This window comes from Microbacterium sp. H83 (assembly GCF_001650405.1).
Taxonomy (GTDB): Bacteria; Actinomycetota; Actinomycetes; order Actinomycetales; family Microbacteriaceae; genus Microbacterium.
Genome location: NZ_LWCU01000023.1, coordinates 16,798 through 32,883 on the forward strand (window position 1 = coordinate 16,798; position 16,086 = coordinate 32,883).

Sequence of the window (16,086 nt, forward strand, 5' to 3'; positions counted from 1 at the left end):
TCAGCCGACCGATCCTTCCATGCCCATCTCGATGAGCTTGTTCAGTTCCATGGCGTACTCCATCGGCAGCTCGCGCGCGATCGGCTCGATGAAGCCGCGCACGATCATCGCCATCGCCTCGTCCTCGGGCATGCCGCGGGACTGCAGGTAGAAGAGCTGCTCCTCGCTGACCTTCGAGACCGTCGCCTCATGGCCGAGCTGCACGTCGTCCACGCGGATGTCGATCGCGGGGTAAGTGTCCGACCGGGACTTCGTGTCCACGAGCAGGGCGTCGCAGCGGACGGTGTTCGCCGAGTGGTGGGCGTTCGCGTCGACACGCACCTCGCCGCGATAGCCGGCACGGCCTCCGCCGCGGGCGATCGACTTGGAGACGATCGACGACTGCGTGTACGGCGCCATGTGGATCATCTTCGCGCCGGCGTCCTGGTGCTGTCCCGGACCGGCGAATGCGACCGAGAGCGTCTCGCCCTTCGCGTGCTCGCCCATCAGGTAGATCGACGGGTACTTCATCGTCACCTTGGAGCCGATGTTGCCGTCGACCCACTCCATGGTCGCGCCCTCGTGAGCGACGGCGCGCTTGGTGACGAGGTTGTACACGTTGTTCGACCAGTTCTGGATCGTCGTGTACCGGACGCGCGCGTTCTTCTTGACGATGATCTCGACGACGGCGGAGTGCAGCGAGTCGGACTTGTAGATCGGAGCCGTGCAGCCCTCGATGTAGTGGACGTAGCTGTCCTCGTCCGCGATGATCAGGGTCCGCTCGAACTGGCCCATGTTCTCGGTGTTGATGCGGAAGTACGCCTGGAGCGGGATCTCGACGTGCACGCCCTTGGGGACGTAGACGAAGGATCCGCCCGACCAGACGGCGGTGTTGAGGGCGGCGAACTTGTTGTCGCCGGCGGGGATGACGGATCCGAAGTACTCCTCGAAGAACTCCGGGTGCTCGCGCAGCGCCGTGTCGGTGTCCATGAAGATGACGCCCTGCTCCTCCAGGTCCTCGCGGATCTGGTGGTAGACGACCTCGGACTCGTACTGCGCGGCGACACCGGCGACGAGACGCTGGCGCTCCGCCTCGGGGATGCCGAGGCGCTCGTACGTCTCGCGGATCTCCTCGGGCAGGTCCTCCCAGGACTGCGCCTGCTTCTCCGTCGAGCGGACGAAGTACTTGATGTTGTCGAAGTCGATGTCGCTGAGGTCGGCGCCCCACGTCGGCATCGGCTTGCGGCCGAAGAGGGAGAGACCCTTGAGACGGGTCTTCAGCATCCATTCCGGCTCGTTCTTGAGGCCCGAGATCCCCCGGACCACTTCTTCGGAGAGGCCTCGTTTCGCAACGGCGCCGGCGGCGTCCTCATCGTGCCATCCGAATTCGTACACCCCCAGGCCATCGAGCTCCGGGCGGTCGATCAGCACATCCGACATCACACACTCTCCTCACAGGTCCCAAACGGTGTCATCCGCCCCGACACACCTGATCCCCGTCGAGTCTGCGGGAGCGGGTGCCGTTGGTGGGCCCTCATCACCGGCGCTTCCATCGCGCCTAAACTGTTGACGATGCTTCAGCGCGGTCAGCGCTCATCGCAACAATCCGATTCTACAGGTTCCGCCTGAGGACAGGGCCGCCCGCCGTGTCCGTCGCGGTCCGGAGACACCAATGCCCCACCCCACGATCTCCTCCCCCACGCGCGTCGCGGATGCACCCTCGTCGCACGCACTGCTGTGGGGCCGTGCCCTGCGCGTCCTCGCGTGGCTGTCGTTCCTCGCGCAGACGATCATCATCGGCACGGGAGGCGCCGTGCGCCTCACCGGCTCCGGTCTCGGATGCTCGGAATGGCCGCTCTGCACACCGGAGTCGCTCGTCCCCATCTACGCGGATCAGGGAATCCACGGCCTCATCGAGTTCGGCAACCGCGTCATGACCGGGGTGGTCGGCATCATCGCCCTCGCCGTCCTGCTGCTCGTGCTGGCGCGAGTCGGCGGCCGGCTCATGGTCTTCTCCGCTCTGCGGTTCGCGGCCGGCGGCATCGTGGCCGCGGCCCTCGTCTTCCTCGTCGTCACCCTGGTCGGCCTGCCCGCCACTCCGTTCGCGATGGGCGCTCTGCTCGTGGCGGTGATCGCGGCGACCGTCCGCGCGGTCCGGCTGACCGCCGACCGACGCGATCTCGTGATCCTCGCCTGGGTGGTCCTCATCGGCGTCGTGGCCCAGGCCCTCGTCGGCGGCATCACGGTGCTCACGGGACTGAACCCCTTCATCGTCGGGTTCCACTACGTCTCCTCACTGCTGCTCGTGTGCGTCACCGCCGCGTTCCTCGTGCGCCTGTACGCCGCTCCCGGACCGCGGGAGCGCGTCGTCCCTCGCTGGTTCGCCGTCCTCAGCCATGTCTCCGGCCTCGCCCTCGCCGTCACCATCGTGTTCGGAGTGCTCACGACCGGATCAGGGCCCCACTCGGGTGACGCCGACGTCCTGCGGCGCGGGTTCGATGCGACCGTCCTGGCCCACGTGCACTCCTGGCCCGGCTACGCGCTGGCGGTCCTCGTGCTGGCCCTGGCGGTGTCGGCGTGGGCACTGCGACTCGAGCCCAGGAAGTGGCTGCTCGTGCTCGTGATCGCGATCGCCGTCCAGGTGGGCGTGGGCGTGTGGCAGGCGCGCGAGGGACTCCCCCCGCTGCTCGTCGGCATCCACATGGTGCTCGCGTCCCTGTCCGCCGCGGCGTACACGGTCGTCGTCCTGCGCCTGAAGAAGCCGGTGGCGTCGGCGGTCTGACGGTCCGGACCGGGGCACGAGGTCCGTGACGACCGCACAGGCGATGCATAGCGTACACATCACCCCCTCATCAGTGGGCCGTGCATCGTGGCGGCCATGAACAAGTCATTGACACGCAGCATCGGCTTCTGGCTCCTCCTCGTCCTCTCGCTCGCCGCGGCGGGGGTCGGCGGGTGGCTCATCGCCGGACAGGTCGGCACCATGACGAGCACGCTGCTCGACGGCACGGCGACGGGCATCGAGGTCTACGTGGGTCAGTCGCTGGTCGTCGTCGGCGCCGCACTGCTCGGAGCCGGTGTCATCGGCATCCTGCTCGCCGTGGCGCTCAGCGCTGTCCAGGCGATCGTCCCCGCCCGCACGCCGGTGGTCGTCGAGCCGATCGACGGGACCGCCGACGAGTCCTCCGATGACGGAGTGGAAACGGACGGACCGTCAGCGGACCGTGCGATCGCGGAGAACTCCTCGTCAGCGCACGACACGGCACGCGCGGCCGAGCCCGTGGGGGCGGAGGACGCTCAGAACGGCAGCAGCGGGTCGACCGCCACCGCGACGAAGATCAGCGTCAAGTAGGTGATCGAGGCGTGGAAGACCCGCATGGGCCGCGCCTCGTTCCCGCGCACCGCCTGGTTGTACAGGCGGTGCGACTCGTAGATGAACCAGCCGCCGAACACGACGGCGGAGACGGTGTAGACGAGCCCCATGCCGGCGATCGGGATCAGGAGCAGCGAGCAGGCGATGGTCGCCCAGGCGTACAGGATCACCTGGAGGCCGACCTGCGACGCGTTCCGGGTGACGCCGAGCATGGGGACGTCCACGTCGTCGTAGTCGTCCTTGTACTTCATCGACAGGGGCCAGTAGTGCGGCGGCGTCCAGAGGAAGATCAGTCCGAAGAGGATGAATGCGGGCCAGTCGAGCGAACCGGTCACGGCCGCCCAGCCGATGAGCACCGGGAAGCAGCCCGCGATGCCGCCCCAGATGATGTTCTGCTCGGTGCGCCGCTTGAGGATCATCGTGTAGATCACGACGTAGAAGAAGATCGCGGATGCCGACAGCGTCGCCGCCAGCCAGTTCGTGGTGAACCAGAGCCACACGGTCGAGAGCACCGCGAGCGTCCAGGAGAACACGAGAGCGCCGCGCGGCGAGATCTCGCCCGTCACGAGCGGGCGGTTCTCGGTGCGGTGCATGTGGGCGTCGATGTCGCGGTCGAGGTACATGTTGAACGCGGCGGCGGAGCCGGCGCTCATGGAGCCGCCGATCACCGTCGCGACGACCAGCCACAGGTTCGGGAGCCCGCCCTGGGCGAGGAACATGACCGGCACGGTGGAGACCAGCAGCAGCTCGAGGACGCGCGGCTTGGTGAGGGCGACGTACGCCTTCACGGTACGACCGATGGACTTCTTCACCACGGTCTGATCGGACATCGTCGAGATTTCGATCGCCTCCTCCGCACACGTCACGACAGCTTTTCCAGTCTACGGCACCGCATGACCGGTCCCGATCCGCGCCAGGGCGCCTCGTCCGGCCCTCTCCTGCGGCTCGCTCTGAGGCTCATCACGGGGACGCGCCCGGGCGTCCGGAACCGCGTCCCACGCATCCTGGAATGGGGTCCCGCCGCCGCCCGCGCGTGCGTCCGCGCCGCGGGAATTACCCGCCCTCAGGCGCGTTGTAAAGGGGGGGTAACGGGTCCGACCGCGGCGCTATGCTGGGGGGACTCGCGCGCCCGGCGCTCATCACTCCACCTTCCGTGAAGATGCGGACCGCGATGCTGCATCCGGGTGCTCTCGAACTGTCGGAGAAGGGCTTGACCGTGTCGGAATTGCAGTGGGATGAGATCGATCGGCGCGCGGTGGACACCGCTCGCGTGCTGGCTGCGGATGCCGTGGAGAAGGTCGGCAACGGCCACCCCGGCACCGCGATGAGCCTGGCACCGGCCGCCTATCTGCTCTACCAGCGAGTGCTCCGCCACGACCCGGCCGACACGCACTGGCTCGGGCGCGACCGCTTCATCCTCTCCGCAGGGCACTCCTCGCTCACGCAGTACGTGCAGCTGTACCTCGGCGGCTTCGGTCTCGAGCTCGACGACCTCAAGGCGCTGCGCACCTGGGGCTCCCTCACCCCGGGACACCCCGAGTACGGCCACACCAAGGGCGTCGAGATCACCACCGGCCCGCTCGGCCAGGGCCTCGCCTCCGCCGTGGGCTTCGCCTACGCCGCCCGCTACGAGCGCGGCCTGTTCGACCCCGAGGCGCCGGCCGGCGACAGCCCGTTCGACCACTTCGTCTACGTCGTCGCCGGTGACGGCGACCTGCAGGAGGGCGTCACCAGCGAGGCGGGTTCGCTCGCCGGCCACCAGCAGCTCGGCAACCTGATCGCCATCTACGACTCGAACCAGATCTCGATCGAGGACGACACCAACGTCGCCTTCACGGAGGACGTCGCGAAGCGCTACGAGGCCTATGGATGGCACGTGCAGACGGTCGACTGGAAGAAGACCGGCGAGTACGTCGAAGACGTCGCCGAGCTGTATGCCGCGATCGAGGCCGCGAAGGGCGAGACCGACAAGCCCTCGCTCATCGTCCTGCGCACCATCATCGGCTGGCCGTCGCCCGGCAAGCAGAACAGCGGGAAGATCCACGGATCCGCGCTCGGCGGCGACGAGCTCGCCGCGACCAAGAAGGTTCTCGGGTTCGACCCGGAGCAGACCTTCGCCGTCGCCGACGACGTGATCGCCCGCACGCGCGGACTCGCCGATCGCGCCGCCGAGGAGCGCGCCGTGTGGCAGGAGTCGTTCGACGCCTGGGCCACGGCCAACCCCGAGCGCAAGGCGCTGCTCGACCGGCTCGAGGCCAAGGCGCTCCCTGCCGATGTCGCCGCAGCACTCCCCGTCTTCGAGGGAGGCAAGGACGTCTCGACCCGCGCCGCCTCGGGTCAGGTCATCAACGCGCTCGCCGCCGAGCTCCCCGAGCTGTGGGGCGGTTCCGCCGACCTCGCCGAGTCGAACCTCACCACCATCAAGGACGCGAAGTCGTTCATCCCCGCCGAGTGGTCGACGCACGAGTGGTCCGGCAGCCCCTACGGGCGCGTGCTGCACTTCGGCATCCGCGAGCACGCCATGGGCGCGATCGTGAACGGCATCGTCCTGCACGGACCGACCCGCGCCTTCGGCGGCACGTTCCTCATCTTCAGCGACTACATGCGCCCGCCGGTGCGTCTGGCCGCGCTGATGAACGTCCCCAGCATCTTCGTCTGGACCCACGACTCGGTCGCCCTCGGCGAGGACGGCCCGACCCACCAGCCGATCGAGCAGCTCGCGACGCTCCGTGCGATCCCGAACTTCACCCTCGTCCGTCCGGCGGACGCCAACGAGACCGCCGCCGCGTGGCTCGAGATCCTCCGTCGCCACGAGGGCCCGGCGGGCATCGCGCTGACGCGTCAGAACATCCCGGTGTTCGAGCGCGGCGACGGCGCTGCCGAGGGAGACGTGTTCGCCTCCACGGCGGGCGTGTCGAAGGGCGCCTACGTGCTCGCCGACGCCCCGAACGGCACGCCGGACGTCATCATCGTCGCGACCGGCTCCGAGGTGCAGCTCGCGGTGAACGCGCGCGCGGCTCTCGCCGAGGAGGGCGTGGGCGTCCGCGTCGTCTCGGCCCCGTCGCTCGAGTGGTTCGCCGAGCAGGACGAGGCGTACCGCGAGTCCGTGCTGCCGAAGGCCGTCACCGCGCGCGTCTCGGTCGAGGCGGGCTCCGTCCTGAGCTGGCGCGGCATCGTCGGCGACCGCGGCCGCTCCGTCGGCATCGACCACTTCGGCGCCTCCGCCGACTACAAGACGCTGTTCGAGAAGTTCGGCATCACCACCGAGGCCGTCATCGCGGCCGCCCGCGAGACCATCAAGGAGAACGCATGAGCACCCCCACCGCAGACCTCGCAGCAGCCGGCGTCAGCATCTGGCTCGACGACCTGTCGCGCACCCGCATCTCCTCCGGCAACCTCGCCGAGCTGATCGAGAGCCGCAACGTCGTCGGCGTCACGACGAACCCGACGATCTTCGCGAATGCGATCACCGACAAGAACGACACGTCGTACGACGCCCAGGTGACCGAGCTCGCCGCCTCCGGCGCATCGGCGGAGGACGCGGTCTTCGCCGCCACGACGCAGGACGTCGCGGCCGCCCTCGACGTCTTCCGCCCGGTCTGGGAGGCGTCGGACCACGTCGACGGCCGCGTCTCGATCGAGGTCTCCCCCGACCTCGCGCACGACACCGCCGGCACCGTCGCGTCCGCGAAGGAGCTGTGGGCCAAGGTCGACCGTCCGAACCTGCTCGTGAAGATCCCTGCGACGAAGGCCGGGCTCCCGGCCATCGCCGAGGCGATCGGAGCGGGCATCAGCGTCAACGTGACCCTGATCTTCAGCCTCGAGCGCTACGCCGAGGTCATCGAGGCGTACCTCACGGGTCTCGAGACCGCGAAGGCGGCCGGCATCGATCTCTCGACCATCCACTCCGTGGCGTCGTTCTTCGTCTCTCGCGTCGACACCGAGACCGACAAGCGTCTCTCGGCGATCGGCACCGAGGCGGCCGAGGCACTCAAGAGCAAGGCGGGCCTCGCGAACGCGCGCCTCGCCTACGAGCTCTTCGAGAAGACGTTCGCCGAGGACCGCGCGCAGGCGCTCCTCTCCGCCGGCGCCAACCTCCAGCGCCCGCTGTGGGCCTCGACCGGCGTCAAGGACCCGGCACTCCCCGACACCCTGTACGTCACCGAGCTCGTCGCGCAGGGAGTCGTCAACACGATGCCCGAGAAGACGCTCGAGGCGACCTTCGACCACGCCGTCGTGACCGGTGACACGATCACCGGCGGCTACGACGAGGCGCGCGAGGTCTTCGCGGGTCTGGCCGAGGTCGGCATCGACTTCACCGACGTCACGCAGGTGCTCGAGGACGAGGGCGTCGCGAAGTTCATCGACTCCTGGCACGACCTGCTGGCCCAGGTGGCCGAAGGGCTCGAGGCGCAGCGATGACCTTCGCCATCCACGCGTCCGGCGCAGCTCGCGTGGCCATCGACGAGACCGTGCCGTCTCTCGTCCACGACCTGATCGCCTCCCGGGTCACCGGCGGCGACTCGACGCTGTGGGGTGCGGATGCCGAGGCCGAGGCCTCCGTGCGCCTCGGCTGGGTGGAGGCCGTCTCCGTCTCCCGCCCGCTCGTCGCGGAGATCGTCGCGCTGCGCGCCGAACTGCACGCGAAGGGCGTCGACCGTGTCGTCCTCGCGGGGATGGGCGGGTCGTCGCTCGCTCCCGAGGTCATCGCGCAGACGGCGGGCGTCCCGCTCACGATCCTCGACTCCACGGCACCGGGTCAGGTGCTGGCCGCTCTCGACGAGGGCATCGAGAACACCGTCCTCGTCGTGTCGTCGAAGTCCGGCTCGACGGTCGAGACCGACTCGCAGCGCCGCACGTTCGAGGCCGCGTTCCGCGACCTCGGCATCGATCCCGCCGACCGGATCGTCGTCGTGACCGACCCGGGCTCGCCTCTCGAGGCGTCCGCTCGCGGGGCCGGCTATCGCGTCTTCACCGCGGACCCGAACGTCGGCGGACGCTATTCGGCGCTGACGGCCTTCGGTCTCGTGCCGAGCGGTCTCGCCGGCGTCGACATCGACGAGCTGCTCGACGAGGCCGAGGCCTCGCTGCTCGAGGTCGCCGTCGACTCGGCCGAGAACCCCGCCCTGCGTCTGGCCGCGGCGATCGCCGCGACGGTGCCCCGTCGCGACAAGCTCGGCCTCATCACCGACGGCACGCACATCAACGGGCTGCCCGACTGGATCGAGCAGCTGATCGCGGAGTCGACCGGCAAGGCCGGCACCGGCATCCTGCCCGTCGTGCTGCTCCCGGTCTCCCCCGAACTCGACACGAAGCCCGCGGACCTCCAGGTCGTGCGGCTCGTCGACGACGCGGACGAGTTCCACCTGCGCGAGCAGCACAAGGGCGAGATCCTGGTGAGCGGCACCCTCGGTGCCCAGTTCATCGTCTGGGAGCACGCCACGGCGATCGCGGGATACCTGCTCGGGATCAACCCGTTCGACCAGCCCGATGTGGAGTCCGCGAAGGTCGCCGCCCGCGGCCTGCTCGACGCGCGTCCCGCGCCGACGGCGCCCGCGTTCGTGGAGAACGGCGTCGAGGTGCGCGTGTCCGACGCCGCGCTCGCGGTGTCCGGAACGGTCGAAGGCGTGCTCGACGCGCTCTGGGCCCGCCTCGCGGACGACGGCTACGTCTCCCTCCAGGCCTACGTCAATCGCCTCGACGTCCCGCAGCTCCAGGGGCTCCGCGAGCTCGTCGCCGCAGACTCCGGGCGTCCGACGACCTTCGGCTGGGGACCCCGCTTCCTGCACTCGACGGGTCAGTATCACAAGGGCGGCCCCGCGCAGGGCGTCTTCGTGCAGATCCTCGAGCGCACCGACGTCGATCTCGAGATCCCCGAGCGTCCGTACACCTTCGGACAGCTCATCGAGGCGCAGGCCGCCGGCGACGCCGCCGTCCTCGCCGAGCACGGCCGTCCGGTCGTCTCCCTGACGATCACCGACTCGTCGGCCGACGTCCTCACCCTCTTCGAAGCAGCACAGAAGTAACAGCCTGGAGATCCCCCCACCGATGTCTGTTCCCATCTCGCGCGGGCACAACCCGCTGCGCGACCCCGATGACCGCCGTCTCAACCGGATCGCGGGGCCGAGCGCCCTCGTGATCTTCGGTGTCACCGGAGACCTGTCACGCAAGAAGCTCATGCCCGCCGTGTACGACCTGGCCAATCGCGGCCTGCTCCCGCCGGGCTTCGCGCTCGTCGGCTTCGCGCGTCGCGACTGGGAGGATCAGGACTTCGCCCAGGTCGTCTACGACGCGGTGAAGCAGCATGCCCGCACGCCGTTCCGCGAGGAGACGTGGGCGCAGCTGCTCCAGGGCATCCGCTTCGTCTCGGGCGAGTTCGACAATCCCGAGTCGTTCGAGAAGCTGCGCGAGACCGTCGACCAGCTCGACGTCGAACGCGGCACGATGGGCAACCACGCGTTCTATCTGTCGATCCCGCCGAAGTCGTTCGCCGTGGTGGCGCAGCAGCTGAAGGACTCGGGTCTGGTCGGCGCGGACGATGACGACGAGGACTGCTGGCGCCGTGTCGTCATCGAGAAGCCGTTCGGGCACGACCTCGAGTCGGCCCGCGAGCTGAACGCGGCGCTCGAGGTCGCGTTCTCCGCCGACTCGATCTTCCGCATCGACCACTACCTGGGCAAGGAGACGGTCCAGAACATCCTGGCGCTGCGCTTCGCCAACGAGCTGTACGAGCCGATCTGGAACCGCAACTACGTCGACCACGTCCAGATCACGATGGCCGAGGACATCGGCGTCGGCGGCCGTGCCGGCTACTACGACGGCGTCGGCGCCGCGCGCGACGTCATCCAGAACCACCTCCTGCAGCTGCTCGCGCTCACCGCGATGGAGGAGCCGATCAGCCTCTCCGCCGAGCACCTCCGTGCCGAGAAGGAGAAGGTCCTCGCGGCCGTTCACGTCCCCGACGATCTGTCGCTCGCCACCGCGCGCGGTCAGTACGCGGGCGGCTGGCAGGGCGGCGAGGAGGTCACCGGCTTCCTCGACGAGGAGGGCATGAACCCCGAGTCCGCGACCGAGACCTACGCGGCCATCAAGCTCGAGATCGACACGCGCCGCTGGGCGGGCGTGCCCTTCTACCTCCGCACGGGCAAGCGGCTCGGCCGCAGGGTGACCGAGGTCGCGGTCGTGTTCAAGAAGGCTCCCGAGCACCTCTTCGGGCGGTCGAACACGGCGGAGCTCGGCCAGAACGCGCTCGTGATCCGCGTCCAGCCCGACGAGGGCGTCACGATCCGCTTCGGGTCGAAGGTCCCCGGCAACGGCACGAACGTGCGCGACGTCACGATGGACTTCGGCTACGGCCACGCGTTCACCGAGGCGAGCCCCGAGGCGTACGAGCGCCTCATCCTGGACGTCCTGCTGGGCGATCCGCCGCTGTTCCCGCGGCACGAGGAGGTCGAGCTCTCCTGGAAGATCCTCGACCCCGTGGAGAAATACTGGGCGGCCGTCGGCGGCCCGGTGGATCAGTATGCACCCGGTTCGTGGGGTCCGGCGTCCGCCGACGACCTCCTTGCCCGTGACGGACGAGTCTGGAGACGACCGTGATCATCGACCTTCCCGACACGACCGTCAGCCAGGTCGCGAAGCAGCTCGTCAAGGTGCGCGAGGAGGGCGGCGCCGTCGCTCTCGGTCGCGTGCTCACCCTCGTGATCTCGGCGCGCGACGGCGTCGTCGAGGCGGCGATCGACGCCGCGAACGACGCATCCCGCGAGCATCCGATGCGCGTCATCGTGCTCACGACCGGCGAGGGCGACTCTCGTCTCGACGCGCAGATCCGCGTCGGCGGCGATGCGGGCGCGAGCGAGGTCGTGGTGCTGCACGCCTTCGGCAAGGCGGCGAGCAACGAGGAGAGCCTCATCACCGGGCTCCTCCTCCCCGACGCGCCGGTGGTCGCGTGGTGGCCCGAGGACGCACCGACCTCCCCCGCCACCTCGCCGCTCGGCAAGATCGCCCAGCGACGCATCACGGATGCGGCGACGTCCGCCGATGTCCGCGACCGCCTGGGCCTGCTCGGAGAGACGCATGCTCCCGGCGACACCGATCTGGCGTGGACGCGCCTCACGCACTGGCGCGAGCAGCTCGCCGCGGTGCTGGATCAGCCTCCGTTCGAGGAGGTCACCGGCGTCGAGGTGCGCGGGGCCTCCGCCTCGCCGTCGACGGCCCTGCTCGCCGCCTGGCTGCAGATGGCCCTCGAGGTCGACGTGACCTGGTCGTACGAGGATCCCGAGAAGTGGCACGAGGGCATCAAGTCCGTGCGCCTCACCCGGGCATCCGGCGACATCCTGCTCGAGCGTCCCGAGCCCGGGGTCGCCGTGCTCACCCAGCCCGACCAGCCCGATCACGACCTGCACCTGCCGCGCCGCACGCTGCGGGAGTGCCTCGCCGAGGAGCTGCGTCGCCTCGACCCCGACGTCCTGTACGGTCGAGTGATCACCGAGGGCTGGGAGAAGCTGGGTCCGCCCGAGACAGGAGAATGATGTCGATGCAGACAGCGCCCGCAGAGAAGCGGGTCGTGGTCGAGACCACTCCCGGTGAGCTCGCCGCGAGGGTGGCGGACAGGTTCCTGACCCGGCTCCGCGCCCGTACGCGCAACGGCCGCATCGCTCATGTCGCCCTCACCGGCGGCTCCATGGGCGGAGCGGTTCTGCGCGCCACCCGTGACGACCCGCGCTCGGCCGGCATCGACTGGTCGCTCGTGCACTTCTGGTGGGGCGACGAGCGGTTCGTCCCGCGCGACGATGCCGACCGCAATGCGCTGCAGTCCCGCGAGGCGCTGCTCGACCACATCCCCGTCCCGCCGGAGAACATCCACGAGGTCGCGGGTTCGGACGAGGGAGTGAGCCTCGACGACGCGGCCGCCGCGTATGCGGCGGAGCTCGCCGGCTTCGGCACGGACGAGCACCCGTGGCCGTCGTTCGCGGTGTGCTTCCTCGGCGTCGGTCCCGACGGGCACATCGCCTCGCTGTTCCCTGACCGCGTCGAGGTGACCGTGACGGATGCCGCGGCGCTGCCCGTGCGCGACTCGCCGAAGCCGCCGCCCGAGCGGGTGACCCTGACCCGCCCGGTGCTGAACTCCTCGAAGCGGGTATGGCTCGTGCTGACGGGCGCCGACAAGGCCTCGGCCCTCGGTCTCGCCCTCGCCGGCGCGAGCTATCAGAGCGTGCCCGCCGCGGGTGCGAAGGGCCGCAAGCGCACCGTCTTCTTCGTCGACGAGGCCGCCGCATCCGAGGTCTCGCCCGACCTCATCGATCCGGCCTACTGACCCAGGCCTTCGTTCGTCCCTCGTGCGCCCCGATGCGGCGCCGAGGGATGACGTACGTCAGCGGTCCGACTCGTCGGGAGCCGCAGTCGCGCCGTCGCTCCCGCGCGTGATGCCGAGCTCCTGGCTGTCGCTGAGCACCTGCGGATGGTACCGCGCGAGGCCCACGACGCCCCAGACCGCGATCGCGCCCGCGACGCCGAAGATGACGAGCACCCACGGCGGCGCGGCAGCGGCCTCGCCGAGCACGACCATGCCGATGAGGACGGCGATGAGCGGGTCGACCACGGTGAGCCCGGCGATCACGAGGTCGGGCGGTCCGGAGCTGTACGCGGTCTGCACGAAGTACGCGCCGACGGCCGCGGCCGCGATCAGCGCGACGACGCAGACGATCGTGATCCACTCGAAGTCGCCGGCCTGCACCCGCTTGATGACGACCTTGGCGAGCGTCGCCACGAAGCCGTAGAGGATGCCGGCGCCGATGACGTAGAACAGCGCGCGCATGCGGTGGCGGAGGATGAGCCAGCAGGCGCCGAGGATGATGATCACGACCAGCAGGATCGCGAGGATCGTGAACAGCTCGGTGTCGGTCACGTCCTTCTCGGTGGCGAAGATCGCTGCGAAGAAGACGAAGAGGAAGATGCCGCCCACGCAGCAGACGATCGCCGTGATCGACTGCCTCGTCGGCGAGTGCCCGGAGATCCGGGCGTTCAGGAGCGTCGTCATGACGAGGGCGATCGCGCCCAGCGGCTGCACGACGATCAGCGGGGCGACGGTGAGCGCGGCCAGCTGGCACACCACGGCGAGGCCGAGCATGAGCGTGCCGATGAGCCAGGACGGCCGGGTGAGCAGGCCTCGCACCTGCACCATGGTGAGACCGGACGCGCCGTCTGCGCCGCTCAGTCGCTCCATCTTCTCGACGCCCCGGTGCTGATACTGCGCGCCGAGGGACATGAACACCGCGCCCGCCAGCGCGAGGGGGATGCCGAGGAGCAGTCCGGGGTTCTGGAAGGCGCCGACGAGCTGGTCGGTCACGTCTTCCGCCCCAGTCATCCATACGGAGATGCTCACCCTTCGACCCTACCCGGCGATCCTCGCCGAGTAGGGTTATGGCGTGGCTGTTCTTCCGATTCGCATCATGGGCGACCCCGTCCTGCACTCCCCCGCCTCACCCGTCGAGGAGATCACCGACGACATCCGGACGCTCGTCGCCGACATGTTCGAGACGATGGACACGGCGCCGGGCGTCGGCCTGGCGGCGCCCCAGGTGGGCGTGCCGCTGCGCATCTACACCTACGCCTACGTCGACGATGACGACCGGCCGTGGCGGGGCGTGATCATCAACCCCGAGCTGTGGATGACGCCGCTCGAACCCGGCGAGCCCGACGAGGACCTCGAATCCGAGGGGTGTCTCTCGTTCCCGGGCGAGCGGTTCGCCCTGCGTCGCTCCGAGCGCGTCCGCGTCACCGGGACCGATCTCGACGGCGCCCCGGTGGACATCGCGGTCGACGGCTGGCGCGCCCGCATCATGCAGCACGAGTACGACCATCTCGACGGCGTCCTCTACATCGATCGCCTGTCGGACGGCGACTGGAAGACGGTGCAGAAGATCGCCAGGAAGCGCGGCTGGGGCAGGCCGGGAGCCAGCTGGATGCCGGGCGTCGACGACCTCGAGGGCTGATCCCTTCCCAGCCCGATCACAGTGTTCTCGGAGTTGCATCACAGACTCCGCCCCCGATAGCGTTCTTAGGCGGGCCTTACCATGCCCGCGCACCAAGAGGCTCTGGGAGGGTAGTCAACAATGATGAAAATGCGCACGCGACGCGCACTGGCGCTGGCGGGATCGGCCGTGGCACTGTCTGTCGCACTGACCGGCTGTAGCGCGATCAACGACATTCTGGGCGGTGGATCCGGAGACGCGGATCGCGACGAGGAGACCGGCCAGGTCACCGAGAGCTCGAACATCGACATCTTCTCGCTGAAGCTCGGCGACTGCAAGATGGCGAGCGAGACCGGTCTCATCGAGGACGCCGACGTCGTCCCGTGCGATCAGCCGCACGATGAAGAGGTCTACTACGAGATCACCATGGATGACGGCGAGTTCTCCGAGGAGAACATCGACGCAGCGTCGCAGGAGTGCATCGGCGACGCCTACACGAACTTCGTCGGAGTGGCCTTCGACGCCTCGGTGCTCGAGGTCTACCCGATCACGCCGACCCAGCAGACGTGGGACGAGCTGAACGACCGGATCGTCCAGTGCGTCATCTCCGACCCGGCGGGTCAGACGACCGGTTCCCTCAAGGGCGCCGCGCGCTGATCCGACGCGATCTCCGAAGAGGCTCCGCCATCCGGCGGGGCCTCTTCTGCGTGTCCGGGCACCACTCCCCTCCTGCGGCGGCGCACCGAAAAGGGAAAACCCCCGGCCTTCCGAAGAAGGCCGGGGGTATTGGCTCCCCGGCTTGGACTCGAACCAAGAACCTGCCGGTTAACAGCCGGCTGCTCTGCCAATTGAGCTACCGAGGAATGTGCTCCGCTGCGCGGGCAACTCGTCAATCCTAGCAAACTCCGCAGCATGCTCGTGACACCGACCGCACTCTCGGGCGTGTCGACGACGCGACCGGTCAGGGCAGGGAATCCGCCTCCGCGTTGGGCACCCAGAGCAGGTCCTTGCCCACCCCGCGCGCGACGACGTGTCCGCCCCTGAGCATGAGGGTCTCGGCGTTGAGCTCGCGGATGAAGTCGGCGTCGTTCGTCACCAGGAGCGCCCCCATCCCGTCGTCCTTGCGCCGCCGGGTGATGGCGTCGAACACGACGGGACGGACCTCGAGATCGAGGTTCGAGAGGATCTCGTCGGCGATGAGCACCCGGGGCTCGAGGACGAAGGACCGCGCGATCGCGACGCGCTGACGCATGCCGGCGCTCAGCTCGTAGGGGAACTTCGCCGCCGTGCCGAGCGGGAGATGCAGCTCGTCGAGCAGGGACGCGACCCGGATCGACAGGGCTTTCGTGTTCACCCGCTTCTCGCGGATGAGGATGGGCTCCGCGATGACCTCGTTGACGGTGAGCTGCGGAGGGAGATCGGCTCCCGCCCCCTGCGGCACGAAGCCGGTGCGGTAGGTCAGCAGCCGATGCCGACGTCCCGGCCGCCGCACGTCGACTCCGCACACCTGCGCGCTGCCCCCGACGACGCGCACGGAGGGATCGGTCGATCCGGCGAGGGCGGCGACGAGCGTCGACTTCCCCGAGCCCGTCGGTCCGGCGACGCAGATCAGACCGCCGGGAGCCAGCGTGAAGCTGACCCCGTCGATCGCGCGCGTGGGCCCGCTGTGGCCGACGCGATCGATGACCAGGTCGGAGCAGTCGATCGCATGGGAGGATTCGGGCCGGGAGGACATGGTCCCATCCTGCCTGGTCCGGATCG

At 69.3% G+C, this 16,086-nt stretch carries 14 protein-coding genes and 1 tRNA gene; 10 read left to right on the top strand and 5 right to left on the bottom strand.

The window, feature by feature from the left end; all coding sequences use genetic code 11:
• Entirely contained in the window at positions 1–1,419 is a 1,419-nt protein-coding gene (sufB, locus tag A4X16_RS10415) for a Fe-S cluster assembly protein SufB (RefSeq protein WP_067120257.1), read from the bottom strand.
• A 232-nt stretch (positions 1,420–1,651) separates the two neighbouring features.
• Between sufB and A4X16_RS10420 the strand changes: the two genes are divergently transcribed.
• Together A4X16_RS10420 and A4X16_RS18085 are read left to right on the top strand one after the other, a co-directional pair.
• A complete protein-coding gene (locus A4X16_RS10420; protein WP_067120259.1) occupies positions 1,652–2,761 on the top strand; it encodes a COX15/CtaA family protein in 1,110 nt (369 codons plus the stop codon).
• A 96-nt stretch (positions 2,762–2,857) separates the two neighbouring features.
• Positions 2,858–3,331, top strand: coding sequence for a hypothetical protein (locus A4X16_RS18085; protein WP_197491818.1), 474 nt, complete (start codon positions 2,858–2,860; stop codon positions 3,329–3,331).
• Here the strand turns inward: A4X16_RS18085 and A4X16_RS10430 are convergent.
• The gene (locus A4X16_RS10430; RefSeq protein ID WP_067120596.1) at positions 3,277–4,182 is read right to left on the bottom strand and encodes a heme o synthase; all 906 of its coding nucleotides are present in this window, start codon (positions 4,180–4,182) and stop codon (positions 3,277–3,279) included. The two genes, A4X16_RS18085 and A4X16_RS10430, sit on opposite strands and share 55 nt — an antisense overlap.
• Positions 4,183–4,568: 386 nt before the next feature.
• Between A4X16_RS10430 and tkt the strand changes: the two genes are divergently transcribed.
• Genes tkt through pgl form a run of 6 tightly spaced genes read left to right on the top strand, consistent with a single transcriptional unit; the run spans position 4,569 to position 12,668 of the window.
• Positions 4,569–6,665 carry a transketolase gene (gene tkt, locus A4X16_RS10435; RefSeq protein WP_067120598.1) on the top strand — a complete coding sequence of 699 codons (2,097 nt, stop codon included), beginning with the start codon at positions 4,569–4,571 and terminating at the stop codon, positions 6,663–6,665.
• Positions 6,662–7,774 carry a transaldolase gene (gene tal, locus A4X16_RS10440; protein ID WP_067120261.1) on the top strand — a complete coding sequence of 371 codons (1,113 nt, stop codon included), beginning with the start codon at positions 6,662–6,664 and terminating at the stop codon, positions 7,772–7,774. The genes tkt and tal overlap by 4 nt, the downstream gene beginning before the upstream one ends.
• Positions 7,771–9,378, top strand: a complete 1,608-nt coding sequence (locus A4X16_RS10445; RefSeq protein ID WP_067120264.1) for a glucose-6-phosphate isomerase — start codon at positions 7,771–7,773, stop codon at positions 9,376–9,378. The genes tal and A4X16_RS10445 overlap by 4 nt, the downstream gene beginning before the upstream one ends.
• A gap of 22 nt (positions 9,379–9,400) precedes the next feature.
• Positions 9,401–10,951, top strand: a complete 1,551-nt coding sequence (gene zwf, locus A4X16_RS10450) for a glucose-6-phosphate dehydrogenase (RefSeq protein WP_067120265.1) — start codon at positions 9,401–9,403, stop codon at positions 10,949–10,951.
• On the top strand, positions 10,948–11,883 hold the full coding sequence (locus A4X16_RS10455) for a glucose-6-phosphate dehydrogenase assembly protein OpcA (RefSeq protein ID WP_067120266.1): 936 nt from the start codon (positions 10,948–10,950) through the stop codon (positions 11,881–11,883). The genes zwf and A4X16_RS10455 overlap by 4 nt, the downstream gene beginning before the upstream one ends.
• A 5-nt stretch (positions 11,884–11,888) precedes the next feature.
• The gene (gene pgl / locus A4X16_RS10460) at positions 11,889–12,668 is read left to right on the top strand and encodes a 6-phosphogluconolactonase (RefSeq protein ID WP_442922908.1); all 780 of its coding nucleotides are present in this window, start codon (positions 11,889–11,891) and stop codon (positions 12,666–12,668) included.
• 57 nt (positions 12,669–12,725) lie between these two features.
• On the opposite strand, the gene A4X16_RS10465 is transcribed toward pgl, so the two are convergent.
• A complete protein-coding gene (locus A4X16_RS10465; protein ID WP_157560132.1) occupies positions 12,726–13,718 on the bottom strand; it encodes a DMT family transporter in 993 nt (330 codons plus the stop codon).
• A 61-nt stretch (positions 13,719–13,779) separates the two neighbouring features.
• Here A4X16_RS10465 and def point away from each other — a divergent pair, with 61 nt between their 5' ends.
• A complete protein-coding gene (def, locus tag A4X16_RS10470) occupies positions 13,780–14,346 on the top strand; it encodes a peptide deformylase (protein ID WP_082914414.1) in 567 nt (188 codons plus the stop codon).
• Between the two features lie 129 nt (positions 14,347–14,475).
• The gene (locus tag A4X16_RS10475) at positions 14,476–14,982 is read left to right on the top strand and encodes a septum formation family protein (RefSeq protein WP_231880333.1); all 507 of its coding nucleotides are present in this window, start codon (positions 14,476–14,478) and stop codon (positions 14,980–14,982) included.
• Between the two features lie 130 nt (positions 14,983–15,112).
• On the opposite strand, the gene A4X16_RS10480 is transcribed toward A4X16_RS10475, so the two are convergent.
• Together A4X16_RS10480 and A4X16_RS10485 are read right to left on the bottom strand one after the other, a co-directional pair.
• Positions 15,113–15,188, bottom strand: a tRNA-Asn gene (locus tag A4X16_RS10480).
• Between the two features lie 98 nt (positions 15,189–15,286).
• Positions 15,287–16,060, bottom strand: a complete 774-nt coding sequence (locus A4X16_RS10485; protein ID WP_067120274.1) for an ATP-binding cassette domain-containing protein — start codon at positions 16,058–16,060, stop codon at positions 15,287–15,289.
• Between the last annotated feature and the right edge of the window lie 26 nt (positions 16,061–16,086).